At 42.2% G+C, this 23643-nt stretch carries 22 protein-coding genes and 2 tRNA genes; 14 read left to right on the forward strand and 10 right to left on the reverse strand.

Annotation, left to right across the window (positions count from 1 at the left end):
- Positions 1-71 precede the first annotated feature (71 nt).
- On the forward strand, positions 72-965 hold the full coding sequence (locus MIS45_RS08025; protein WP_249450150.1) for a LysR family transcriptional regulator: 894 nt from the start codon (positions 72-74) through the stop codon (positions 963-965).
- A 208-nt stretch (positions 966-1173) separates the two neighbouring features.
- On the opposite strand, the gene MIS45_RS08030 is transcribed toward MIS45_RS08025, so the two are convergent.
- Complete coding sequence (locus MIS45_RS08030) at positions 1174-1818, reverse strand: DsbA family protein (RefSeq protein ID WP_249442123.1); 645 nt, start codon at positions 1816-1818, stop codon at positions 1174-1176.
- Positions 1819-2016: 198 nt separating this feature from the next.
- Positions 2017-2676 carry an NAD(P)-dependent oxidoreductase gene (locus MIS45_RS08035; protein WP_249451361.1) on the reverse strand — a complete coding sequence of 220 codons (660 nt, stop codon included), beginning with the start codon at positions 2674-2676 and terminating at the stop codon, positions 2017-2019.
- 152 nt (positions 2677-2828) lie between these two features.
- On the opposite strand from MIS45_RS08035, the gene MIS45_RS08040 reads away from it, so the two are divergent.
- The 7 genes from MIS45_RS08040 to MIS45_RS08070 all read left to right on the forward strand — a co-directional run bounded on the left by MIS45_RS08040 (position 2829) and on the right by MIS45_RS08070 (position 8523).
- On the forward strand, positions 2829-3182 hold the full coding sequence (locus tag MIS45_RS08040) for a winged helix-turn-helix transcriptional regulator (RefSeq protein WP_249442125.1): 354 nt from the start codon (positions 2829-2831) through the stop codon (positions 3180-3182).
- Between the two features lie 101 nt (positions 3183-3283).
- Positions 3284-3841: a DNA-3-methyladenine glycosylase I gene (locus MIS45_RS08045; protein WP_249450151.1), complete on the forward strand. Its 558-nt coding sequence runs from the start codon at positions 3284-3286 to the stop codon at positions 3839-3841.
- A gap of 15 nt (positions 3842-3856) precedes the next feature.
- The gene (locus MIS45_RS08050) at positions 3857-4423 is read left to right on the forward strand and encodes a DUF1415 domain-containing protein (protein ID WP_249450152.1); all 567 of its coding nucleotides are present in this window, start codon (positions 3857-3859) and stop codon (positions 4421-4423) included.
- Positions 4420-5079, forward strand: coding sequence for a YbaN family protein (locus MIS45_RS11445; RefSeq protein ID WP_346766859.1), 660 nt, complete (start codon positions 4420-4422; stop codon positions 5077-5079). Before MIS45_RS08050 ends, MIS45_RS11445 begins: the two co-directional genes overlap by 4 nt.
- A gap of 154 nt (positions 5080-5233) precedes the next feature.
- On the forward strand, positions 5234-6229 hold the full coding sequence (locus MIS45_RS08060; protein ID WP_249450153.1) for a Clp protease/crotonase-like domain-containing protein: 996 nt from the start codon (positions 5234-5236) through the stop codon (positions 6227-6229).
- A 74-nt stretch (positions 6230-6303) separates the two neighbouring features.
- The gene (locus MIS45_RS08065) at positions 6304-7482 is read left to right on the forward strand and encodes a phosphoglycerate kinase (protein ID WP_249450154.1); all 1179 of its coding nucleotides are present in this window, start codon (positions 6304-6306) and stop codon (positions 7480-7482) included.
- A 165-nt stretch (positions 7483-7647) separates the two neighbouring features.
- Positions 7648-8523 carry an IS982 family transposase gene (locus MIS45_RS08070; RefSeq protein WP_249450155.1) on the forward strand — a complete coding sequence of 292 codons (876 nt, stop codon included), beginning with the start codon at positions 7648-7650 and terminating at the stop codon, positions 8521-8523.
- 159 nt (positions 8524-8682) lie between these two features.
- Here the strand turns inward: MIS45_RS08070 and MIS45_RS08075 are convergent, their stop codons facing one another.
- From MIS45_RS08075 to MIS45_RS08090, 4 genes are all read right to left on the reverse strand, one after another.
- The gene (locus MIS45_RS08075) at positions 8683-9045 is read right to left on the reverse strand and encodes a hypothetical protein (RefSeq protein WP_249442131.1); all 363 of its coding nucleotides are present in this window, start codon (positions 9043-9045) and stop codon (positions 8683-8685) included.
- Between the two features lie 205 nt (positions 9046-9250).
- Positions 9251-10327 (reverse strand): Ldh family oxidoreductase, encoded by a 1077-nt coding sequence (locus tag MIS45_RS08080; protein WP_249442132.1) that lies wholly within the window; start codon positions 10325-10327, stop codon positions 9251-9253.
- A 506-nt stretch (positions 10328-10833) separates the two neighbouring features.
- Positions 10834-10927, reverse strand: a tRNA-Ser gene (locus tag MIS45_RS08085).
- A gap of 86 nt (positions 10928-11013) precedes the next feature.
- Positions 11014-11499, reverse strand: coding sequence for a GNAT family N-acetyltransferase (locus MIS45_RS08090; protein ID WP_249442133.1), 486 nt, complete (start codon positions 11497-11499; stop codon positions 11014-11016).
- A 197-nt stretch (positions 11500-11696) separates the two neighbouring features.
- On the opposite strand from MIS45_RS08090, the gene MIS45_RS08095 reads away from it, so the two are divergent.
- The 4 genes from MIS45_RS08095 to MIS45_RS08110 all read left to right on the forward strand — a co-directional run bounded on the left by MIS45_RS08095 (position 11697) and on the right by MIS45_RS08110 (position 18486).
- Entirely contained in the window at positions 11697-12488 is a 792-nt protein-coding gene (locus MIS45_RS08095; RefSeq protein ID WP_249450156.1) for a basic amino acid ABC transporter substrate-binding protein, read from the forward strand.
- Between the two features lie 99 nt (positions 12489-12587).
- Positions 12588-13178, forward strand: a complete 591-nt coding sequence (locus tag MIS45_RS08100; protein ID WP_249450157.1) for a hypothetical protein — start codon at positions 12588-12590, stop codon at positions 13176-13178.
- A gap of 284 nt (positions 13179-13462) precedes the next feature.
- Positions 13463-16354, forward strand: a complete 2892-nt coding sequence (gene alaS, locus MIS45_RS08105; protein ID WP_249450158.1) for an alanine--tRNA ligase — start codon at positions 13463-13465, stop codon at positions 16352-16354.
- Positions 16355-16431: 77 nt separating this feature from the next.
- Positions 16432-18486 (forward strand): AAA family ATPase, encoded by a 2055-nt coding sequence (locus tag MIS45_RS08110; RefSeq protein ID WP_249450159.1) that lies wholly within the window; start codon positions 16432-16434, stop codon positions 18484-18486.
- Here the strand turns inward: MIS45_RS08110 and MIS45_RS08115 are convergent.
- Positions 18483-19298: a DUF72 domain-containing protein gene (locus MIS45_RS08115; protein ID WP_249450160.1), complete on the reverse strand. Its 816-nt coding sequence runs from the start codon at positions 19296-19298 to the stop codon at positions 18483-18485. The genes MIS45_RS08110 and MIS45_RS08115 overlap by 4 nt on opposite strands.
- Positions 19299-19548: 250 nt before the next feature.
- On the opposite strand from MIS45_RS08115, the gene MIS45_RS08120 reads away from it, so the two are divergent.
- Both MIS45_RS08120 and gloB read left to right on the forward strand, forming a co-directional pair.
- Positions 19549-20082, forward strand: a complete 534-nt coding sequence (locus tag MIS45_RS08120; RefSeq protein WP_249450161.1) for an NUDIX hydrolase — start codon at positions 19549-19551, stop codon at positions 20080-20082.
- Positions 20083-20090: 8 nt separating this feature from the next.
- Complete coding sequence (gene gloB / locus MIS45_RS08125; RefSeq protein WP_249451362.1) at positions 20091-20843, forward strand: hydroxyacylglutathione hydrolase; 753 nt, start codon at positions 20091-20093, stop codon at positions 20841-20843.
- Positions 20844-20884: 41 nt separating this feature from the next.
- Here gloB and MIS45_RS08130 read toward each other — a convergent pair.
- The 3 genes from MIS45_RS08130 to MIS45_RS08140 form a co-directional block, all read right to left on the reverse strand.
- Positions 20885-20962 (reverse strand) — tRNA-Pro (locus tag MIS45_RS08130).
- Between the two features lie 131 nt (positions 20963-21093).
- On the reverse strand, positions 21094-21489 hold the full coding sequence (locus MIS45_RS08135; RefSeq protein WP_249450162.1) for a diacylglycerol kinase: 396 nt from the start codon (positions 21487-21489) through the stop codon (positions 21094-21096).
- Positions 21490-21685: 196 nt separating this feature from the next.
- Positions 21686-23566, reverse strand: a complete 1881-nt coding sequence (locus MIS45_RS08140; RefSeq protein WP_249450163.1) for an O-linked N-acetylglucosamine transferase, SPINDLY family protein — start codon at positions 23564-23566, stop codon at positions 21686-21688.
- Between the last annotated feature and the right edge of the window lie 77 nt (positions 23567-23643).

The raw sequence follows: 23643 nt of genomic DNA on the forward strand, positions 1-23643 counted from the left end.
TCAATGGTTGCCAATCATAAAAGCATGATGATATTATTTCAAATTGATTATTCTGATAATTGGGTATAAAAATGAACGATATAAGAAAACTGGATTTAAACTTACTCAAAGCCTTTGTGATTTTATTGGATGAATGCAATGTCAGCCGCGCCGCGCAACGATTGTCCGTAACTCAACCTGCTATGAGCGGCATTCTGAACCGTTTACGCGACAGTTTCCACGACCCGCTTTTTGTGCGCGTACAACACGGTATGCAACCCACCGACCGCGCTTTGCAACTCGGACAAATTGCACGGCAAGTTTTACAAGACATCACGTCCATGCTCCAACCGCCTGTTTTAGAACCTGAAAATTTGGCGATGACTTTGCGGATTGGCGCAACCGATTATGTGCAACAGATTATTGCTTTGCCCTTGATTTTAAAATTAAGACGACTTGCCCCCAATGTGCAAATTGCGCTGTTGCCTGTGCAAGGTCAAAATATTAAGACTTTGTTTGAACAAAATAAAATTGATTTGGCACTGGTCAGCCATTTTCATGTTACACCCGATATGTACCAGCAAAAATTGTATGACGAACATTATGTTTGCGCGATGAGCCGTGAACACCCTTTGGCGAATACGCCTTTGACCGCCGAACGGTTCAGTCAGTTGCCGTTTGCGATGTTTTCCTACAACGGTGGCGAGTTCAGTGGTGCGACCGATTTGGCGTTGCAGGCTTTGGGTTTAAATCGCAAAGTCATGGTTTCATTGAACAATATTGTTTTGCTGCCTGAATTATTGCAAGGTTCGGATTTGGTGGCGGTTTTACCAGCGCATTTCGCACAGACTTTGCCGAATGTGCATTTGCAAGCACCGCCGATTGACATCGCAGGTTTTACCATGATGATGACGTGGCATGAACGCACGCAATATGATGTGGCGCATCAATGGTTACGGCAAATTGTGGGGGAGGTTTGTCAATAAAATAAAGGGGGTTGAATTTTTTCAGGCTGCCTGAAAACAATAAAAAATAAAAACATCGTTTTCCTATTTCTGAAAACGATGTTTTTGAATTATTTTGATTTTATAGTGGATTCAATTTAAATCAGGACAAGGCGACCGCGACCGCCGTGTACACATAGTACATAAGGGAGCTGGCAACGCTGTACTGGTTTAAATTGAATTCACTATATTAAACTGATTTTAAAAATTGGCTAATATTTTCCACCACATTTTCAACATCTTGATAAAGAAATTGGCTCGGCACATTCACAAATTTGCCGTCCACTTCAGCGATTAAACTCGGCACGCCACTCACGCCAAATTTTTGTGCGAAGATTTGACCTTGTTTTATCCAAGCATTTGTTTTATCAACCAATTCGCAATCCCCCAACAATGAATCCGCCAATTCAAATGCCACATCGTCCTCGCACCAATCGCGCAAACACATTTGCACCACGTCCAAACGGCTGGTATCCAAGCCGTCCACATAACGCGCTTTTTGCATTTCGGCGAAAGTCGGCAACCATACGCCAGACGGCGCGTTTTCATTCAACAAAAAGCAAGCCATTGTTAAATTAAAGGAATCGAACTCGCCCTTTTTCAACAAAATCTTTTGGCGATAGGTTTCGCTAAACGGCAAGCCTGTGATTTCGGCAATGCGTTGGTCGTTTGCCCAAGCGTGTTGCGCGAATGGTTCGTCCATGACTTTGCCTGTATTGGCAAACAATCCTGTTGCAAAAACATCAACTTGATGTGTTTTCGCCAATGCCCGAATGCCACGCGATGCCGCATAGCACCAACCGCATAATGGGTCAAATAAATAGATGAATTTCATGATTTTTCTTTCAAAAAATAAAACAGGCAGCCTGAAAAAACCATTTTATGATGTTTCAGGCTGCCTTACAGTACACGACATTTTGTAGGTCTGGCATTCATGCCCGACAATGTGCCGTGATTGCTTATGTCGGGCATAAATGCCCGACCTACGGAAATCATTTTTTGTCGTGTACTGAAAGACTGCCTGAATTTTGATTTAGGCTTGCGCTACGGTAAAGCGTTGATGTAAATGCACTTTCCGTTCCACATCATCGGCAATCGCCACCGCCAAATCCGCCACGCTGATGTCGGCTGGCGAGCCGTCCGCATTCATCAAAACATCGTCCCCACCAATACGGTAAGCACCTGTTTTCTCAAAAGAAACGGGATTGACCGCAAACATTGCCGCAGGCGACAAAAACGCCCAGTTAATGTCTTTACGTTGGCGCAATTCGTCCAACAATTCGCGCACCGCATTTGCCGCAGGGTAAATTTCCGCAGGAAAATCAGGCGTATCCACCAGTTGCAAATTGGGCGCGACATTCAGGCTGCCTGCACCGCCCACCACCAAAAGATACGGCACATTGGCGGTTTTGCTGGCAGTCAAAATGTTGGCGTGCCCCGTTTTCAAATCGTGGGCAAGATTGGGGTTTTCCCAACCCGCGTTAAACGCATTCACTACCGCGTCAAATCCCGCCAATTTTTCAGAAAAATCAGGGGCATTCACGTCCATTGCCACCGCTTGCACATTATTGGCTTGCGCCACTTTATCAATATTTCGCGCAAAAGCGGTAACGTGATGACCGCGACTTGCCAATTCTTGAACCACCGCGTTACCCACCAAACCTGTCGCGCCGATGACTGCAATTTTTTTCATATTTAAATCCTTCATCAATAAATGTTCTTTGGGGAAATTGATTTTGTTATCCATGAAGCGTATTATAAGTAGGCAAATTGATTATTGTAAGTACATACATTTTTGTAAGTATGGAAATATTTTTTAACAAAATGATTTAAAAGGAAAAAATAATGAAAGAATTACAAGGTCGCGTGTTGTCCAAAAATTGCCCCAGCCGTGAAATTTTGAACCATTTAACCAGCCGTTGGGGTGTGTTGGTGATGATTGTATTGCTGACGGGAACGAAGCGGTTTAGCGAAATGCGCCGCGAAATTGAAGGCGTATCAGAACGCATGTTGTCGGAAACGCTGAAACAGTTGGAGCAGGACGGGATGTTGGTTCGCCATTCCTACAACACAGTACCGCCACACACGGATTACACGCTGACAGCGCATGGCGTTCAGGCTGCTGAAAAAATTCAGCATTTGGTGGATTGGCTGGAAAACAATTTGAATGATATTTTGTTGCAAAAACAGTCTGCATGAGCTTTCAGGCTGCCTTTCATCCATCAAAATAAAATGCAGCCTGAAAATATTTTATTGCCAATCTGTTGTATATTAAATGACAATATAAACAAGGAAAATCCATGACTTATTGCGAATTTTGCAACGCCCTACCCCACGACACCACCAATCCCAACAAAGCCTATCACGACACCGAATACGGTTTCGCCCAACACGATGATAATGCCTTATTTGAACGGCTAATATTAGAAATCAACCAAGCAGGTTTAAGTTGGACAATTATTCTCAACAAACGCGCCGCTTTTCAGGCTGCCTATGCACAATTCAACATCGCTCAAGTTGCCGCATTTGATGAAAACGATGTTGCCCGATTACTTGCCGACACAGGCATTGTCCGCAATCGACTCAAAATCCACGCCGCCATTTACAACGCACAACAAATTTTGTTATTACAACAACAATATGGCAGCCTGAAAAACTGGTTAGACGCACATCATCCACGCGAAAAAACCGCATGGGTCAAATTATTCAAACAACATTTCAAATTTGTCGGCGGCGAAATTGTGGGCGAATTTCTGATGAGTTTAGGCTATTTAGACGGCGCACACGATGAAAATTGTCCCATTTATTCAGCCGCAAAAGGCAGCCTGAAATATGTTAAAATGGCGCACAACACCTAATATTTCACGCCCATTATGAACGACCAAACCATTATCCAACACACAACAGAATGGCTAGAAAAAGCCGTTATCGGCTTAAATCTCTGCCCATTTGCCAAAGCACCACACGCCAAGAAACAAATCCGCATCGCCATCAGCCATGCCAAACATTTGGACGCATTTTTGGAAGATTTGGACAGCGAAATCCAGCGTTTGCTAAACACATCAGCAGAAGAATTGGAAACCACCCTACTCGTTCATCCCACCCTATTTCCCGATTTTTTGCTGTTCAACGATGTATTAGACTTCGCAGACCAAGCGATTGCCGATAATCAAGTCGAAGGCATCATTCAAATTGCACCCTTTCATCCTCAATTTCAATTTGCCGATAGCGAAGCCGACGACATCAGTAATTACACCAACCGCAGCCCCTACCCTACGTTACATCTTATCCGCGAAGATAGCATCGCCAAAGCCGTACAAGCCTTCCCCGACCCTTCACTGATTTTTGAACGAAATATCAAAACATTAGAAGAAATGGGACACGAAGGCTGGGCAAAATTAGGGATTTCAGGCTGCCCTTATCACAAAGAAAAAACATGACACTTTATCAAAGAGAATTATTATTTTGGACAATGTCCGCCCTATTATTCATCGTTCCATTTATCATGATTTGGACGATGCCAGCCAGTCGTATCCGCGAAATATTGCTGCGCATTATGGTCGGTATAACCTGCATCGTACTTGGTTTATTATGCGCCATTATGGCTTTTGTACCGCACATCATGCCACATTCGCATTCCATGGGCGCATACACTTTCAGCATTTTAACCACTATACTCATCGGCATTCCCATCGGTTTAATTTTGCTGATGCCCAAAAGTCGCGTTCGTAGTTTATTGATTAACGGATTATTGTGGCTCGTGGGTGCGATTTCACTCATACTTGGCATTATCGGTGCATTTTTACCCGTTATGCCCACCGTCCCATTTATCCTATTAACCGCCGCTTGCTGGGGACGCGCATCGCCACGTTTTCACGCATGGTTGCATCGCCACCCATACTTCGGACCGATGGTCAAAAATTGGGAAGAACGCCGCGCCATCTCCAAACGTGGCAAATACACCGCATGGACAATGATGAGCATTTCATCTATCGGCTTGCTCATCAAATTTCCCGAACGCTGGTATGTCGGCGTATCCACAGGTTTGATTTGTTTATGTGTCGGCATTTGGATGTCGCGTTTGCCCGATGCCTGAAAATATTTTTCAGGCTGCCTTTTGGTTAATATGCAGCCTGAAAAAATGATTGATAGAATAGCTATATCCCAATCTACGCAAAAATATTGTACAACTTTCAGGCAGCCTGAAAGCTTGTTTCCTAATGAAAAAAAATCAATAAAGGATAATATAAATGAATGAAATCGCCATCAAACAACCCCCACGCCTGTTTTCGCAAACCCAGCAACTGATTGCCGAAATTGAAAATCAGCTTAACGCGCCCCTGCTGTGCTACTGGAATGGGCGCATGGGCAGCATTTGCGGCAATGATGTGCTGGCGTTGTATCACATTGTGGAACAAATCAAACAACATGACACCATTTACCTCTTTATCAAAAGCGATGGTGGTTCGGGACGCGATGCCTTGCGGATGATTAATTTGATTCGTGGGCATTGCAAAAAATTGGTTAGCCTTGTTCCATTGGAATGCGCTTCTGCCGCGACCATGATGGCGATTGGCGCAGACGAAATTCACATGGGAACCATGGCTTATTTGAGTTCGGTGGATACGTCATTAACCCACGATTTATCGCCGTTAGACCGCGACAACGACCGCGTTTCCGTGAGTTTGGACGAACTCAACCGCGTAGTGCGTCTGTGGCAAAACAATACCAAAGATACCGATTCCAATCCGTATAAATCTTTGTTTGAATATGTTCATCCGCTTGTGATTGGTGCGGTGGACAGAGCGGAATCCTTGTCCATTCGTTTGTGCGAAGAATTGTTGAGCTATCATATTGACGACACGGAGCGTGTGCGCAACATTGCCAATATGCTCAATTCAGGCTACCCTTCGCACGGCTACCCGATTTTAATTAAAGAAGCACAACGCATTGGCTTGAACGTGAAGAAAATAGACAAAGCCATCAATGATTTACTGCTGGATTTGAATGCGACATACAGCGAAATGGGGCAACGCGCCATCACCGATTTTGACGACACCCATTCGCATTCCAATGAAATTTTGAATATTATGGAAGCGCGCGATATTCAAGTGTTCTACCAAAACGACAAAGATTGGTTTTACCGCACCGAAGAACGCCGTTGGCTGACCTTGAACGACAATTCCAAATGGCATATTGTTCAACAAATTGATGGCGAAGAACAGCATGATGTATTGCATTTGTAATTATTGATTTTATTAAATTTTGTTTCAGGCAGCCTGAAACCCTATTTCTCAAACCTAAAAACAAGGATAAACCCATGAGCTTTTTAAAATTAATCGACCAAAATGTAAACGGCAAAACCGTGTTAATCCGCGCCGATTTAAACGTACCATTTAAAGACGGTAACATCAGCGATGACACGCGCATTCGCGCTTCTTTGCCGTCTATCCAATATTGCTTGGATAATGGCGCGGGCGTGATTGTGATGACCCATTTGGGTCGCCCCACCGAAGGCGAATTCCACCCCGAAGACGATGTCGCCCCCGTTGCCGCGCATTTGGGCAAATTATTGGGCAAAGACGTGCGTGTGTTAAACGACTGGCGCGAAGCCAAACCCACTGTTGCGGCTGGCGAAGTGGCATTGTTGCAAAACGTACGCATTAACAAAGGCGAAAAGAAAAATGACGCGGAATTGGGCAAGGCTTATGCGGCGTTGTGCGATGTGTTTGTGAATGACGCGTTTGGTACAGCGCACCGTGCGCAGGCTTCTACGGAAGCGGTGGCGGCGGCTGCACCTGTTTCGGTAGCAGGTATTTTGATGGCGGCGGAATTGGACGCTTTGGGCAAAGCCTTGAAAGAGCCAGCACGCCCAATGGTGGCGATTGTGGCGGGCAGCAAAGTGTCCACCAAATTGACGATTTTGGAAAGTTTGGCGGACAAAGTTGACCAGTTGATTGTGGGCGGCGGCATTGCCAACACATTCTTGTTGGCACAAGGCAAACCGATTGGCAAATCATTAGCCGAACCCGATTTGGTGGAAGACGCGAAAAAAATCATCGCCAAAATGGCAGCCAAAGGCGGTGTCGTGCCTTTGCCTGTGGACGTGGTTACCGCCAAAGAATTTGCTGAATCCGCTGCAGCCGAACACAAAGCGATTGACGATGTGGCAGCAGACGACATGATTTTGGACATTGGCGCACAATCCGCGCAACAATTGGCAGAAATCTTGAAAAACGCTGGCACAATCGTGTGGAACGGCCCTGTGGGCGTGTTTGAATTTGCACAATTTGCGGGTGGCACGGAAGTGGTTTCACGCGCGGTGGCGGACAGCAACGGTTTTTCCATTGCAGGCGGTGGCGACACTTTGGCGGCAATTGCGAAATTCGGCATTACCGAGCAAATCGGCTACATTTCCACAGGCGGCGGCGCGTTCTTGGAATTTTTGGAAAGCAAAGAATTGCCAGCCGTAGCGGCATTGGAAAAATTTGCCAAATAATGTGAGATATAGTGGATTCAATTTAAATCAGGACAAGGCGACAGCGACTGCCGTGTACACATAGTACATAACGCGAACTCGGGATAAGAAATTTCATAAAAATTAAAGGGCAAACGTGATAATCTATTGTTTGCACACAACCAAACATCACGAAAGCCCTTTAACATGGATTATCTTACCGCACTTTTCTGCCAAATTGATGATTTTTGCAAAGAATTTGAACCCAAATTTAATAGCAAATTGATTAAAAACAATAAAATTCGTAATAGACTAAGTTGTATCAGTACCGCAGAAATCATGACCGTACTGATTGCTTTTCATCAATATCGCATGCGTGATTTCAAAACCTATTACCAATGGCAAGTCCAATCCATTTGGCAGCGAGACTTCCCTAATATGCCCAGCTATAACTGCTTTTTGGAACTGGCTACACGAGCCTTACCTGCTATGTTGGTATTTTTAACCACCCAAATGGGCAAATGCACAGGTATAGGTGTGGTGGATTCAACCACTTTGTCGGTTTGCCACAATCGCCGTATTCACTCACATAAAGTGTTTAAAAACATCGCGCAAAGGGGCAAAAGCAGTACAGGCTGGTTTTACGGTTTCAAATTGCATGCGGTATTTAACCACTTGGGTGAGCTGGTCAATTTTTGCTTAACCGCAGGCAATGTGGATGACCGTCAAGGTTTAAAACAAATGGCAAAGCACCTATTCGGCATTTTGGTGGCGGATAGGGGCTATATTGGAAAAGATTTAAGTGATTGGCTTAAAGAGAAATATGGCATTACTTTACTAACGGGCATCAAAAAAGGCATGAAACCCAAACAATACACAAGTGAGCAGAAAAAGCTGCTTAAAAAACGTGGTGTTATAGAAACCATTTTTGGGCAACTGAAAAATTTGTGTCAAATTGAACATACTCGGCATCGTTTGGAGCGTGGTTTTATCTTGAATTTGATTTCAGGTTTGACTGCCTATTGCCTGTTTCCTTATAAGCCAATGATGTTTGGAAAAAAGTCTTTGTTACCAATGAAGTAAGAAAGGCTTATCCCGAGTTCGCGTTACATAAGGAAGCTGGTAACGCTGTACTGGTTTAAATTGAATTCACTATAAATGGCTCTATCTTGTTCCTACCAAAATAAAATGCAGCCTGAAAACACAAATTGTTTTTCAGGCTGCATCACTTTGAATTATCCATTAAAAATCTACTAACTTCTCGGCTGCAAATACCGAACGGCGACAAATGGATAAATTTGCCACTGCACGGTCTGCTACCAAATAAACAAAAGTATTTTCTTTTTGTGTACATGGGCAAATTAAATGAATTTGTTTATGCAGATTAATTTGAATATCATGCAATTCATCGGTATTTTCCAAACGGCGCAAAATTTTCATTTTTGCACGAATAATATTGACACACCCAGCTGAAGCAATTTCTAAATCCAATTGCTCATCATTGCTGCGTGAAGCCATCATCATGCCACTGCCATAATCCACAATGGACACGCCCAAAACTCCTTTGATTTTAGTTAATGCTATTGTAATTTCATCTAGTGTCATATTGAAACTTCTTTCTGCCCACCCTTGTGGTGTTTCAGGCTCGGTTATTTTTATATCTCTGACAAATAGCGTATTTTCGCCCAAATTTACGCTTTTGAGAATAGGTAAACTGCATTATTTTGATAAAATTTAACCTAAATGATGAAAAGGCAGCCTGAAAAGCTATTTAAATAGCTTTTCAGGCTGCCTTTTTAATAAAAGAATCTTATGCCGCAATATTCCATTCAATATTTAATTGTTCGGCTAACTGTTTCATTTCCTCAATGGTTTTAGGCAATATAGGAACACCACGCTCACGCAATATGGCTTCTGTTTCATACTCTTTTTCCCCATGAGTATAAATGCGTGTTTGACCTAATGCTTTTTCACTATCGCGCAATTCTTGTAAATATTTACTCCAATGTCGCGTAATCTCATCTGGATTGCCAAATAATTTCGGGTCAATCGCCATAAAATAATGACCAACACCCATGACATCACTTTCTTGTACATGATTCGCCGTTGTCCCTTGTGATAGTGATGCAGTTAAAAATTCCACCAACACAGCTAATCCATAACCTTTATGACTACCAAATAGTTCTTGCGAACCACCCAAAGGATACAAGCCACCCATACGACTTCTGACACAATCAATCAAGTGTTTTGGATTTAACTCATCAACTCCTTGTTCATTAATACCCCACCCTGTTGGTAAATCAACACCTTTTTTATTGCACACTTCAACTTTACCAACTGCTGCAACCGAAGTCGCAATGTCTAAATAAAATGGTGTAGGTTCAGCGGCAATGGAAACTGCAATCGGGTTAGTTCCCATCATGGGTGAACGACCATAAGTCGGTACAACAATCGGAAACGAGTTTGTCATGGATACCCCAATTAAACCGTGTGGTAAAGCCATATTGCTGTAATACCCCGCAATACCGTAGTGGTTAGAATTGCGTACCGTAACCATACCAATGCCTGACTGTTTGGCTTTTGTAATGGCTAACTCCATACCAAACTTGCCAACTAACTGACCCATTGCTTGCTTACCGTCTACAACCGCAGAAATAGGCGTTTCAAAAGCAATTTCAGGCTGCCTACCTACCTTGATATAGCCTTTTTGAATATGCTGACGATACATTTCTAGACGCTGTGAGCCATGCGTTTCAATGCCATACAAATCTGCCGTAACCAATACATCGGTAATGATTTCAGCTTCTTGATTGCTAAAACCGTAGGCTTCAAAAGCGCGTTGACAATAAGAACGTAATTCGTTTTCCTGAACATAAATTGCCTGCATGATTTTAATCCTTTTGAGTTTGTTAAAACTTAATGACACAATCTAAAAATCTGTATTCATCAAAATAATGGTTTGATTTCCATAAAATAACAATAAAAATAAACTATTAAAATAGCGAATACAGGTTCTAAATATTTAAAACCATCAATACAACTTGGCAAATAGCATATTAGCACACAAAAAGAATAAATTGATGATATATATAAAATTTTTTTCTCGTTATCAATAATGAGACTATACTTCATTGATTTATAGTGGATTCAATTTAAATCAGGACAAGGCGACAGCGACCGCCGTGTAACATGTACATAAGGGAGCTGGCAACGCTGTACTGGTTTAAATTGAATTCACTATACTAGGTGTACACAGCAGTCACTGTTGTCTTGTCTGTGTTAATTTGAAACGACTATAAGCTATGAATAATGAAGATGCTATGTCTAAATAGCATTAGAAAATATACAAATAAAATAAAACCCACTAAAAACTAGTGGGTTTTGTATAAATCTTGGCGGAGTAAGAGGGATTCGAACCCTCGATGCAGATTTTAGTCCACATGCTCCCTTAGCAGGGGAGTGCCTTCAGCCTCTCAGCCATTACTCCGTTTCAGGAAAGATTTGGATTATATTTATGACATAATCACTTGTCAATCCAATCCCACCAAATAAGATTTACAGTATTGTTTTTATTTATAAAAATTTTCTCATTAAAGAACAATTTGCCGAAATATCTGCATTAAATGGCATCACAGCCTCACCTAAATTCTCATATCCATTCAATTCATAAAACGATGTGGAATTGGTTGATGCATACAAACTTAAAATACTCAAATCTGCTTGTAAACACAATGTTTCTGCTCGTTGTAATAAAGCAGTTCCTAAACCTTTACCATGCAAAAATGGGTGAACATACAAGGCATCCAGTTGTGCTTCTTGAAAATCCAACAAGAAAAAACCGCTAATCCGATGTTTATACTCAATAACCCATAATGTTTTGTGATTAGATTGAATCGCTGCACGATAACCTTCTACATTCAATAATTGCAACCACGCATTTAAAATAGCAGGCGTATAAGCATGCAAACAAGTGTAACGCACAGCAAGGCGATGAACTTCGTAAATCTCATCGCAATCTTCAAAAGTAGCAGGACGCAGTTGTGTAATCAGCAGATTCATGGTTATTCGTGGTGCACAAAATGGAAAATAAAGTTTGTAATTATAGCATTTTTTTATATTTTAATTGCGATACTGATATTTTCAGGCTGCCTTATCCTAAATATCATTTTCAAGCTACTGGGCTAGTGATAAAATTTAACTGCATATCGCATACATATAAAATATGTATTTCATTTTCACTTTCAAGGAGAAGTTCCATGAAGACAAGTAAGAAGTGGTTATGCACAGTGGTTTCTTGTGCAGCATTGACATTAGCCGCCTGTGGTGGTGGACAAAGCAACACGACAGCGTCTAATCCATCAACCGAAGGCAAAACATTACGCGTGGGCATGAATGCTGAATTTGCACCGTTTGAATCACTCAACGAGAAAAAAGAAATTCACGGCTTTGACGTAGATGTCATGACCGCCATGGCAAAAGAAGGTGGCTTTAAAGTAGAATTTACACATCGCCCTTGGGATAGCCTATTTGCCGCACTTGGCAATGGCGATGTAGATGTATTAGCTTCTGCGGTAACGATTACCGATGACCGCAAAAAATCAATGGATTTTTCTGACCCTTATTATCAAATTACCCAAGTCATTTTGGTTCCCCCTACTAAAAACATCCAATCTGTAGAAGATTTAACAAAAATGGCACGCGTTGGTGTCGTCAATGGCAACACTGGTGATTTAGCAGCACAAAAAATTTTTGGTGCCACCAGTAAAAATATTGCACGCTTTGAAAGCATTCCATTACTAATGAAAGAAGTGGAAAGTGGTGGCGTAGATGCAGCAATCAGCGACAGCGCAGTGGTTGCGAACTACATCAAAAATAATGGCGACAAAGGTTTCAAAATGGTACAAGTACCAGATTTTACTGTTGAAAATTATGGTTTCGCATTACGAAAAGGCGATACCGCCACTTTAACCATGTTGAATGATTCGCTGAAAAAAATCCGTGAAAACGGCGAATACAAAAAAATTGAAGATAAATACTTTGCTGAATAATTTTTTCAGGCTGCCTGTAAACTTTCAGAAACTGTATTCTATTTAAGATTGATAAATACAGATTTTCAGGCAGCCTGAAACCTATCCTACGAGAATAATATGTCTAAAACATTACCTATTTCATTGATTGTTGCCAGCGTACTTGCCGCTTGCAATCAAACACATACACCTCGAACCACATCCATGACCCACAACGATATTTCCGCTTATACACGCTGTTTTCAGGCTGCCGAAGCGGAACATCATGGCATTTTACCCAAATCAGAAGCTATATATTTACAAAAAGAATTTATGTGTATTCAAGAAGATATGGCGCATCAACGCCAAAAAGTGGGCGCAACATTGCAATGGCGGAAAGAAGGCCTAAACCAAGAAGATGCTGATACTCGTTTCACGCAAGCCATGTATGCACAAGTCCCTATTACGCAACAATATGCCACGCGTATGCAATCTTTGGTTATTCGCCATAACGAAGTCAATCAAGTTCGCGAAAAATTGGCTATTTCCTTGCAAGATTTTGCTACCTACACAGCCGCATCATTTGCCGTTCTTGCTGATAAAAGCGATGCCGACCACCACGAAAAACTGGTACAAGATGTGGAACAAAAAGGCGAAATAGCACAAAAAAGCCAAGAAATTGCTTTAACTGCATATCGTGAATTGTTACAAAAATACCATTTGACTGAATAATTTTTTCAGGCTGCCTTTTGATATATAGTTGTTTAAAATAAAACAAAGTGACAGAGACCATCGTATACAAATTGTACACAAATGAACGAACAACTCTGTATTATTTTTATTTGAAACAACTATATATCAAAAGGCAGCCTGAAACCTTTGCAAAATATAGGCAAAAAATACAAATTCCAGTAAGATAACAACTTATTTTCTCGTCTGAAATTCTAATCAAACAAATCTTTTCAGGCTGCCTCATTCCCTCTCTCAACTTTAATTTTTAACGAAACGTAAACGATATGAAAACCAACGAACTACGCCAAAAATACCTTTCATTTTTTGAAAGCAAAGGACACAAAATTGTCCGTTCCTCTTCACTCGTACCCCATGAAGACCCTACTCTTTTATTTACCAACGCAGGCATGAACCAATTTAAAGATGTGTTTTTGGGTTTTGAAAAACGAGATTACACTCGTGCCTCCACCGCACAAAAATGCGTACGCGCAGGTGGCAAACACAACGATTTGGAAAACGTGGGCTACACCGCACGTCATCACACATTTTTTGAAATGTTGGGTAATTTCTCGTTTGGCGACTATTTCAAAGAACAAGCCATTACTTATGCTTGGGAATTTCTCACTTCGCCCGAATGGTTGAATTTACCCAAAGAACGCTTGCTTGTAACCGTGTACGCCGAAGATGACGAAGCCTATAACATTTGGCACGAAAAAATTGGCGTACCTGCTGACCGCATTGTCCGCATTGGCGACAACAAAGGTGCGAAATATGCATCCGACAACTTCTGGCAAATGGGCGACACAGGACCTTGCGGCCCTTGTACCGAAATTTTCTACGACCACGGAGAAGAAATTTGGGGCGGCATTCCAGGGAGCGCGGAAGAAGATGGCGACCGTTGGATTGAAATTTGGAACAACGTATTCATGCAATTCAACCGCGATGAAAACGGCGTGATGCACAAATTGCCTAAACCAAGCGTGGACACAGGCATGGGCTTGGAACGCATGGCGGCGGTATTGCAACACGTTCACAGCAATTATGAAATTGATTTGTTCCAAAGTTTACTGAGAGCAGCAGCGCGTGAAACAGGCGTAGCGTTCAGCATGGATGTGCCAAGTTTGAAAGTGATTGCCGACCACATTCGCGCCTGCTCGTTCCTGATTGCAGATGGCGTGATGCCATCTAATGAAGGTCGCGGTTATGTGTTGCGCCGTATTATCCGCCGTGCCGTGCGACATGGTTACAAATTGGGACAAAAACAAGCATTTTTCTATAAATTAGTACCTGATTTAGTTGAAGAAATGGGGAATGCATATCCCGAATTAAAAGAACATCAAACCAAAATCATGACTGCTTTGCGTAACGAAGAAGAGCGTTTTGGTCAAACATTGGAAACAGGCATGGGCTTGTTTAACCAAGTTTGGAGTGGCATGAAATTTGTGAAATTAGAAAGCCTGTTGCCTGTTGATGGTGTGGGACAACCTTTATTGTTGAAAACGGCGGAAGGTGTAGAATTTACCGCCGTTTCACGCAGCAACAATAATTTGAAACAAATTGTGATTCGTCCACAAGTTTCAGGCAGCCTGAACGAAAGTATTACCATTAGTTTAAATGATGCGATTGAACACGCAGATGCACCCGATACAATTAAACCATTTGCGACTGCATTAAATGTCTTTTTAATGGACAATATCGCCAACAGCAAATTGATTATGTCAGGCGAACATGTATTCAAATTGTACGATACCTACGGCTTCCCCTATGATTTGACAGCAGATATGGCGCGTGAATTGGGCATTGATTTGGACGAAGACGGCTTTAACCGAGAAATGGAAGCCCAACGTGCTCGCGCTCGTGCCGCACAAAATTTCAAAGCCGACACGCAACTGGCTTATGATGGTCAAGATACTGAATTTACAGGTTATACCGAGCGTTCAGGCAGCGCAAAAATCATTGCCTTGTACAAAGACAGTGAAGTAGTAAGTGAATTGCGTGAAGGCGAAACAGGCGTCATTGTATTAGATAAAACACCATTTTATGCCGAATCGGGCGGTCAAGTGGGCGATGTCGGCATGATTTTTGTAGGCGAAAATCAATTTGAAGTACGCGACACGCAAAAAATCAAAGCAGCGGTTATCGGACAATTTGGTGCGTTGATTTCAGGCAGCCTGAAAGTGGGTGATACCGTTACAGCAAGTATCAACAATGACTTGCGCGAATCCATCATGCGCAACCATAGCGTAACGCATTTAATGCACCAAGCTCTGCGCGATGTATTGGGCGAGCATGTAGAACAAAAAGGCAGCCTGCAAAATGCTGATTTGACTCGCTTTGACATTTCGCACAATCAAGCGATTACCGCCGAACAAATCGCCGAAGTGGAACGCCGCGTGAATGCTGCGATTATGGCAAACGTGCCAGTAAAAGTGGAAACCATGAGCATGGAAGATGCACAAAAAACAGGTGCAATGATGTTGTTTGGCGAAAAATATGGCGATTTCGTACGCGTGATTACAATGGGTGAATTTTCTACCGAATTGTGTGGTGGCACCCACGTTGGGCGCACAGGCGATATTGGTTTGTTCAAAATCATCAGCGAAGGTGGCATTGCCGCAGGCATCCGTCGCGTAGAAGCTGTTACAGGTTTCAACGCATTGCAATTGGTACAAAATCAAGAAGTTTTGCTAAAAAACATCATTGCCGAAGTAAAAGCGCAAACAGAACGCGACGTGTTAGCGAAAATCCAAGCTAACGCTGCGCAAGCCAAAGCGGTCGAAAAAGAATTAACCAAAGCCAAAGCAGAATTAGCGGTACAAGCAGGTGCGAAATTATTGGACAAAGCGCAAGACTTGGGTGCGGCTCATTTGGTAGTAGCACAAATGGAAGCAGATGCAGCTGCATTGCGCGACATCGTTACAGATTTGACAGGCAAATCGGATAAAGCTGTTGTATTGCTTGCAGCAGTAAACGATGACAAAGTGTCTTTGTGCGCTGGCGTATCCAAACCTTTGACGGCAAAAGTAAAAGCAGGCGATTTGGTGAAATTTGTCGCGGAACAAGTGGGCGGCAAAGGTGGCGGTCGTCCTGATTTGGCGCAGGCTGGTGGCTCGGATGTGGCGAAATTGGCTGGGGCGTTGGCTTCGGTTGAAGCGTTTGTTCAAAATTTGCTGTAATTTGATTTGAAGTGAAATTCAGGCAGCCTGAAAGGTGTTTTCAGGCTGCCTTTATTTAAAAATAAGGAATTTGGGAGATGGAAAAACAATATTATTGGGCGGAAAATTTAGAAGATTATAATGTAGATAATTTTCAGAGAAAGCAGATAACGGATTATCTTGATGATGTATCAATAACTAATGAAAATCCAGTAATTGAAGTAGGCAGATTAAATTTTTTTATTGGTAAAAATAATTCAGGTAAAAGTAGATTTTTAAGAACATTATTTACAAGTAAAGCAACCTTAGATATAAATTGCCCTGTACATAATAATGATATTTTTAAAGAAATTGAGTTATGGCATGATAATAATTTTATATCAGATATGAATTGGCTCAATCCAATTACATTAAAAAATAATAATCGTACAATGAAAAATATTGTTGATGAAGTTTTAAATAATGGTAAAGATTTTTTTGAACTATTAAATTATCAAGAAAGTATTATTGATAAAGAAGAATTAATAAAGCATTTGAGTTGTCCATCTTTTCGCTATACTAATTACAAATTACTTCAAGAGATGTATGAATTTATATCTAATATAATAAATGAAATACATAATAAAATTATTGGTCATCCTGATCAAGATGATGAAGATTTATTGGATTTTCTTTCAGAATATGAAACCATATTGGATTCTTATCTTGACGAAAAATGTATGGCAAAATTTTATATTCCTATTCTGCGTGGTATGCGTCCTGTCCATGAAAATAATTTTCCATATAGAAAACGCACAGAGCATGATTATTTTAGCGATGAAAATCATGAAAATGATGTGATTACGGGTGAAAGCCTATTCCAAGAATTAACCGAACATTTATTGGTCGAACCCGAACAACGCCAACTGATTGCCGATTATCAAAAATTATTAAGTCAATGCTTTTTTGATAATCAAGAAATTACCCTTATTCCCAAACATGGAACAGATGTGGTTCACATTAAAATTGGCAATGAACCACAATTTCCCATTTATCAGTTGGGCGATGGTTTGCAGCAAGCGATTATTTTGACTTATCCCGTGTTTTTGAATAATCAAGATGCACATATGTTTTTTATTGAAGAACCCGAATTGCATATGCACGCAGGCATGGTGCGCCAGTTGATGAATTTTTATTTAAATGAAACAAAGCATTATTATTTCTTTACCACTCATTCCAATCATTTGCTGGATATGGCGGATGAAAGCAATGAAGTCATCATTCAAAAATTTGTCAAACAAACCGATAAACAGCCAAACACGTCTTTTCAGATTTACCGTTGCGACCGCGACCGTGATTTATTGGCTTCGTTGGGTGTGAAGCCGTCTTCGGTGTATTTGGCGAATTGCACAATTTGGGTGGAAGGGATTACAGATAGGCTTTATTTGTTGAAATATATGGAAAAATATTTGCAGGAATTGCAAAACGAGCAGCCTGAAAAATACCTGCAATACAGGCGGTTTATGCCAAATTATCATTATGCTTTTGTGGAATATTCAGGCGGTAATATTACGCATTGGAATTTTTCGGATGATGTTTATTCTAATTGTTCAGTTGATACTTCTGGTTCTCTACCAGATTTTCCTAAAAAGAATGGCATGAGTGCCAAAGGGATTGTTAGCAATATGCTTTTGATTGCGGATGGTGATCATCGGAAAAAAATTGGGCGTCTACCTACATGGAATGAAGAATTGGGCGAACAAAATGTGGTGGTTTTGCAATCCAAAGAAATGGAAAATACTTTGCCGTTTGATGTGATTGTGGAAGTGGCGAAAGCGCGTTTTGTGCGTATGCAAGCGGAAACCAAAATGGGCTTTGAGATTGAGAAATTGGATTTATTGGATAAGCGCGATTATTTTGTTCATAAAACAAAAGGAATTGGTTTTTTGTTGGATAAACAAATCAGGCTGCCTGAAACGGATAGGAAAAAATCCGTTTTTGCAGATGGCAGTGTTGGCACAATTAAAGATAAATTGAAATTTTGCCGCGAAGTCATCCAATATTTTGATAACAATCCAGATTGGGAATTAACGGCAGAAGCGCGTGAATTGTGTGAACGGATTTTTCAGCATATTTATGACGCGAATAAATGCCAAACTGAGCCAAAGACTTAAAACAAACTCCCCTGTCTTTCAGGCTCAATATTTGGCGTTTTCACCGCAAACCCCAATTCCGCCAAATATCCTTTCAAAACAGGAATATTGTAAAAAGAATGGCTTTGCGTGGTGTTTTGGAAATAGATAAACAAAGCGTCAAAATCATCACACTGCCTGAAAATCGTGTCTGCTAATTCCTTTAATTCAGCATCGTTGTAGCGATAATCGTGGCGTTGGCAGGCGGATTCGGCTTGCCACCAATTTGGGTTGCGCCCGTGCAAACGCAAATAGGCGTTGCGGGCGTTTGTCCAAAATGCGGTGTTGGGCAAACCGATATTTACGGGATAATCCAAATTGCACCAAATCAAAGACTTGGCAGCCTGAAAATGCGCGAAAACAGGCTCAACGTGCCAAGTCGGCGAACGAAATTCCAGCACCAAAGGGTAGCCTTCAAACCACGCGCACAATTCGCCCAAATAACGCCGATTGGCTGGCGTGCGCTCAAAGCTGTGCGGAAATTGAACAAACAAATGCGCCAAATGTTCGCCAAGTAGCTGAATTAATTGAAAAAAAGCGTAGGCGTATTGGGCAGTGACGGTGCGTTGGTGGCTGAAATCTTGGTGCAATTTCAATCGCCCTGCCGCTTTGTCCAACATACCGAGCAGGGCTTTTTGACCAATCGGCGTGTGAAATGTGCTGTTAATCTCAACACAATCATAATATTGCGCGTAATGGTACAGAAAATCGCTGTTTTTCGTGCCGTGTGGGTAGAGCGTGCCGAGCAAATCGGTGTCGCTGTAACCGCCTGTGCCGATGTAGATATGTTTCATATTGATTTTTTTTTAAAAAGAAATATTTTTCAGGCTGCCTGAAATCATACGACAAATGTGTTTTGAATCATGAAAACTTTATGTGCTAAAAAATCAAATCATATAATATGTATGGTATTTAACAAAGTGATCTAACGCAAAACTGATATTTATTGGTTTACAACATGTTTTTCAGGCTGCCTTTTCTCTCCCAAAAGTATTACCATATCTCTTTCCAACAAAATTCACAAACAAGGAACGCATCATTATCATGAACCTTACCGAAACCCTTATCTCCACTACACCCATCAATCACGACAGTTTTTTACACATTGACCGTGACCAAATCCGCCTACCCAATGGCAATGAACACACCCGCATTGTGGTGCGCCACCCTGGTGCAGCGTGTGTATTGGCAGTAACACCAGACGACAAAGTGGTGCTGGTGCGTCAATGGCGGCACGCAGCAGGACGTGATATGTTGGAAATTCCCGCAGGTAAATTGGACGATGGCGAAGACCCTGCCGTTTGTGCCTTGCGTGAACTGGGCGAAGAAACGCCTTATACCGCCGAACGCGTGGAAAAAATTATTCAATTTTACAGCGCACCAGGGTTTTGTGATGAAATCTTGTATCTGTATCGTGCCATCAATGTTACTGCCACCAGCACGCTGCAACCCGACCAAGACGAATTTGTGGAAACCGAATTGCTGACACGTGATGAAGTTCGCGCCGCTATTCAAAACAATGAAATTTGCGATGGTAAAACTTTGATTGCTTTACAATTCTGGTTGGAGGAAAAATGAATAGCAGCCTGAAAATTACCGCCTTATCTGCATTTGATGATAATTACATTTGGTTATTAGAATGCAATGGCGAAGCCGTTTGCGTGGACGCAGGACAAGCCGAACCTGTGTTGGATTATGTGCGCCAACACAATTTACATTTAGTGCAAATGTGGACAACGCATCCACACGGCGACCATACAGGCGGCATTGCCCAGCTCAAACGTGTCTTGCCTGATTGTCGTATTTTTGGCGCATCCGATATTCCAGCAAGCGATGAGATTGTCGGCGAAGGCAGCACAATCACATGGCAGCATTTCCGCATCAACGTATGGCACACGGCAGGACACACCGCTAATCATTTAACTTATGTGTTGCATGATGATGAGCAAACACATCTGTTTTGTGGCGATACCCTGTTTTCAGCAGGTTGTGGGCGTGTATTTCCCGATGGACGTGCCGATTGGCTGCATCACAGTTTGCAGCGCATCAATAGGCAGCCTGAAAACACATTCTTATATCCTGCGCACGAATATACCGCCAATAATTTGTGTTTTGCCGCGCATATTGAACCCGATAATCCCGATATTCAGGCTGCCCTATCTGCCGCGCAACATACACCTACATTGCCGACCACATTAGCCCATGAACGGCGCATCAATCCGTTTTTGCGTGTACATTTGCCAGATGTGCAACGACGTGTATCCGAATTATGTGGTTTGGATATGCAGGAAGATGAAGCGGTCTTTATCGCCTTGCGTGAATTGAAAAATCACTTTTAACAGAAAAACCGCATTGGCAAAAACCAATGCGGTTAAATAAGTGGTCGGGGCGGTGGGATTCGAACTCACGACCCTCTGCTCCCAAAGCAGATGCGCTAACCGGGCTGCGCTACGCCCCGACTGAAAGATGTAAATTATAGTGAAGCCAAGTGGATACGTCAAGATAAGTCACATTGTAGATACTTTATCTTACTGTTTTTGTGCTAAACAAAGTTTTTCAGGCTGCCTTGATAAGGCAGCCTGAAAAAAATCACACACCACACAATGCCATTATCCACAAAATCGCCAACATGATTAACGCCAACATTTGCGCGGCAGAACCCACATCTTTCGCGCGTTTGGCAAGCGGATGTTTTTCCAACGAAATATAATCCACCACCGCTTCAATGCCCGTGTTGAACAATTCGGTTATCAGCGAAACAAACGATGCGGCAATCAATATCATGCGCGTGATGCCGTCAAAATCGCAACACCATAGCGCAATCAATAATACGCCATGCAAAATAATCAGCTGACGAAACGCCGCTTCATGGCGATAAGCCGCAATCAGTCCATCTTTGGAATAAGACGCAGCGTTGATGATGCGTTGCACGCCGCGTTTGCCTTTCATATCATTGCTGGGAATAGGTTGTGGTTCAGTCATCATTTTCTCTTTTCTGTATTAAAACAAGGTTTTCAGGCTGCATCTGTATAGTCATTTAAAATTAACACATACAACATTGCCAGCTCCCTTATGTACTATTTGTACACGGCGGTCGCTGTCGCCTTATCTGTGTTAATTTGAAACGACTATATATAAATAGGCAGCCTGAAAAACATTTGAAATCCGTATTTGCTTGATTTTATCCTACTTCTCGCCAACAAGCATCACGCCAAATCGCACGGATTAAATTCGCCCAATCTGTACCAAATTGTTGATAGTCAAATAAGGGACTGTGGCGCACCTGTTCACGCAAACCCAAGCGTATGGCGTTAAGCATACCCCAACGAGATGGATTTGACCAATACAATGTTTTTTCACTGTATTCTTGCGCATCGTGGCAGACAAAATCCGCCAATCCTGCCGCACATAACAATTGCTCGCCCTGTCGTGCCAACATACCTGCTTGCGTTAATGTGATGGTGGGTACGCCCATATACAACGATTGACACGTGGTCGTGCCGCCCGTGTAGGGGAAAGTATCCAAAATCAAATCAATTTGATTGTGCGCGGCAAAATAATCAGACATGGACGTGGCTTGATGCAAATGCACATGGTCAAGATTAAAACCAAATCGCTGCAATCGCGCACGCAAATCATCAGCGACAGTACTTTCAGGCTGCATACTCATGGATTGTATGCGCCAATGTGCGCTGGGCAATTCTTGTGCAATTTGCGCCCACAAGCGCAATATATCATCGTTGATTTTATTCAAATTTTGAAACGTGCCCAAAGTCAAATAACCCTTTTTCAGCGCGGGCAAGGGCGCAATTTCACACGCATTTTCAGGTTCACTCATACACAAACGCGTATGCGGCATACGCCAAACTTTTTCACAAAACCAATTTTCTTCATCAGGCGGCACACAATATGGGTCTGCAATCACCGCTTGCATGGTTGGCAGCCCCGTTGTCGCAAAATAACCTAGCCAATTCACTTGCACAGGCGCGGCTTGCGCTGCCAATACACCCAAACGATGTCCATTGGTTAACCCCGATAAATCAAGCAAAATATCCACGCCATCGGCGCGAATTTGCTCAATCACACGCGCGTCTAGCCAATGGGTAATGTGATGCCAATCGGCAAACGCTGGACGTAATTTTTGTCCAAAATCGTCCAATTCGGGCGTGGCATTATTGGCGTATGCCGTCCATGTGAATTGTTGTGCGGCATCGCTTTTAAGCAGACTGTGCAGAAAATAGGCGACAGGATGCGTACTCAAATTGCCAGAAATCACGCCAATATGCAATTTCTTATCACATTCCTGTTTTTCAGTCTGCCTTGATGGCGGATAAAGCAAAGATTGTGTGATTTGTTTACCATAATATTGCGCGGTTTGTGCCAATTTATCAGGCTGATACGGCGTTAAATAATGCTGACAAAACAATAAATTGGGAAAGGCTTTGGTGTAAGCAATGTGATTATCCAATAATTGTGTATGCAGTTGGGTTTCGCCCGAAAAATGAGTTTTCGGTGTGAATGATGTTTGCCGCTGACTGGTATCTGCCAATATTGCTTCATACAAATCAATGGCTTGATGAAATTTCTCTTGTGTTTGATATGCTTCGGCAAGATTAAATCGCGCTTCATCGTGATGTGGACACAGTTGCAAAACACGTTTCAGGCAGCCTATGGATGCTTCGGTTTGTTGTAATTTTTTCAACACAATGCTGTCATTCATCAAAGCATCTATATTGTGCGTATCCAACGTATAGGCAGCCTGAAAATGCTGATGTGCGTTTTCCCATTGTTTTAAATGAAAATACGCGCTGCCAATATTGCTTTGTATCGCAGATGATTTCGCCCAATCGTCCACCCGTTGCCACATGGCAATGCCTTCTGCTACACGCTGATTTTCGCACAACAATACTGCCGTCAAATTTAATACCGCAAATTCATGAGGATATTGTTCCAGCAGAGCCAATAACTTGGCTAAACTTTGCGACAAATAGCGATTTTTCCACAGCAATTCCGCTTCGTGAAATGCCGCTAACCATTCAGGCTGATGTGTGGGTTGAGTCATAATCAAACACTTTCAAAATAAATTTCAGGCTGCCTATTGGCGATAGGCAGCCTGAAAGTTTATCATATTCCCTTTTC

The organism is Wielerella bovis (assembly GCF_022354465.1).
In the GTDB taxonomy this organism is placed as follows: Bacteria; Pseudomonadota; Gammaproteobacteria; order Burkholderiales; family Neisseriaceae; genus Wielerella; species Wielerella bovis.

Excerpts from the sequence above, each read along its gene's own strand:
- MIS45_RS08025 (WP_249450150.1), top strand. The coding sequence starts at position 72 with ATGAACGATATAAGAAAACTGGATTTAAACTTACTCAAAGCCTTTGTG.
- MIS45_RS08030 (WP_249442123.1), bottom strand. The coding sequence starts at position 1,818 with ATGAAATTCATCTATTTATTTGACCCATTATGCGGTTGGTGCTATGCG.
- MIS45_RS08035 (WP_249451361.1), bottom strand. The coding sequence starts at position 2,676 with ATGAAAAAAATTGCAGTCATCGGCGCGACAGGTTTGGTGGGTAACGCG.
- MIS45_RS08040 (WP_249442125.1), top strand. The coding sequence starts at position 2,829 with ATGAAAGAATTACAAGGTCGCGTGTTGTCCAAAAATTGCCCCAGCCGT.
- MIS45_RS08045 (WP_249450151.1), top strand. The coding sequence starts at position 3,284 with ATGACTTATTGCGAATTTTGCAACGCCCTACCCCACGACACCACCAAT.
- MIS45_RS08050 (WP_249450152.1), top strand. The coding sequence starts at position 3,857 with ATGAACGACCAAACCATTATCCAACACACAACAGAATGGCTAGAAAAA.
- MIS45_RS11445 (WP_346766859.1), top strand. The coding sequence starts at position 4,420 with ATGACACTTTATCAAAGAGAATTATTATTTTGGACAATGTCCGCCCTA.
- MIS45_RS08060 (WP_249450153.1), top strand. The coding sequence starts at position 5,234 with ATGAATGAAATCGCCATCAAACAACCCCCACGCCTGTTTTCGCAAACC.
- MIS45_RS08065 (WP_249450154.1), top strand. The coding sequence starts at position 6,304 with ATGAGCTTTTTAAAATTAATCGACCAAAATGTAAACGGCAAAACCGTG.
- MIS45_RS08070 (WP_249450155.1), top strand. The coding sequence starts at position 7,648 with ATGGATTATCTTACCGCACTTTTCTGCCAAATTGATGATTTTTGCAAA.
- MIS45_RS08075 (WP_249442131.1), bottom strand. The coding sequence starts at position 9,045 with ATGACACTAGATGAAATTACAATAGCATTAACTAAAATCAAAGGAGTT.
- MIS45_RS08080 (WP_249442132.1), bottom strand. The coding sequence starts at position 10,327 with ATGCAGGCAATTTATGTTCAGGAAAACGAATTACGTTCTTATTGTCAA.
- MIS45_RS08090 (WP_249442133.1), bottom strand. The coding sequence starts at position 11,499 with ATGAATCTGCTGATTACACAACTGCGTCCTGCTACTTTTGAAGATTGC.
- MIS45_RS08095 (WP_249450156.1), top strand. The coding sequence starts at position 11,697 with ATGAAGACAAGTAAGAAGTGGTTATGCACAGTGGTTTCTTGTGCAGCA.
- MIS45_RS08100 (WP_249450157.1), top strand. The coding sequence starts at position 12,588 with ATGTCTAAAACATTACCTATTTCATTGATTGTTGCCAGCGTACTTGCC.
- alaS (WP_249450158.1), top strand. The coding sequence starts at position 13,463 with ATGAAAACCAACGAACTACGCCAAAAATACCTTTCATTTTTTGAAAGC.
- MIS45_RS08110 (WP_249450159.1), top strand. The coding sequence starts at position 16,432 with ATGGAAAAACAATATTATTGGGCGGAAAATTTAGAAGATTATAATGTA.
- MIS45_RS08115 (WP_249450160.1), bottom strand. The coding sequence starts at position 19,298 with ATGAAACATATCTACATCGGCACAGGCGGTTACAGCGACACCGATTTG.
- MIS45_RS08120 (WP_249450161.1), top strand. The coding sequence starts at position 19,549 with ATGAACCTTACCGAAACCCTTATCTCCACTACACCCATCAATCACGAC.
- MIS45_RS08135 (WP_249450162.1), bottom strand. The coding sequence starts at position 21,489 with ATGATGACTGAACCACAACCTATTCCCAGCAATGATATGAAAGGCAAA.
- MIS45_RS08140 (WP_249450163.1), bottom strand. The coding sequence starts at position 23,566 with ATGACTCAACCCACACATCAGCCTGAATGGTTAGCGGCATTTCACGAA.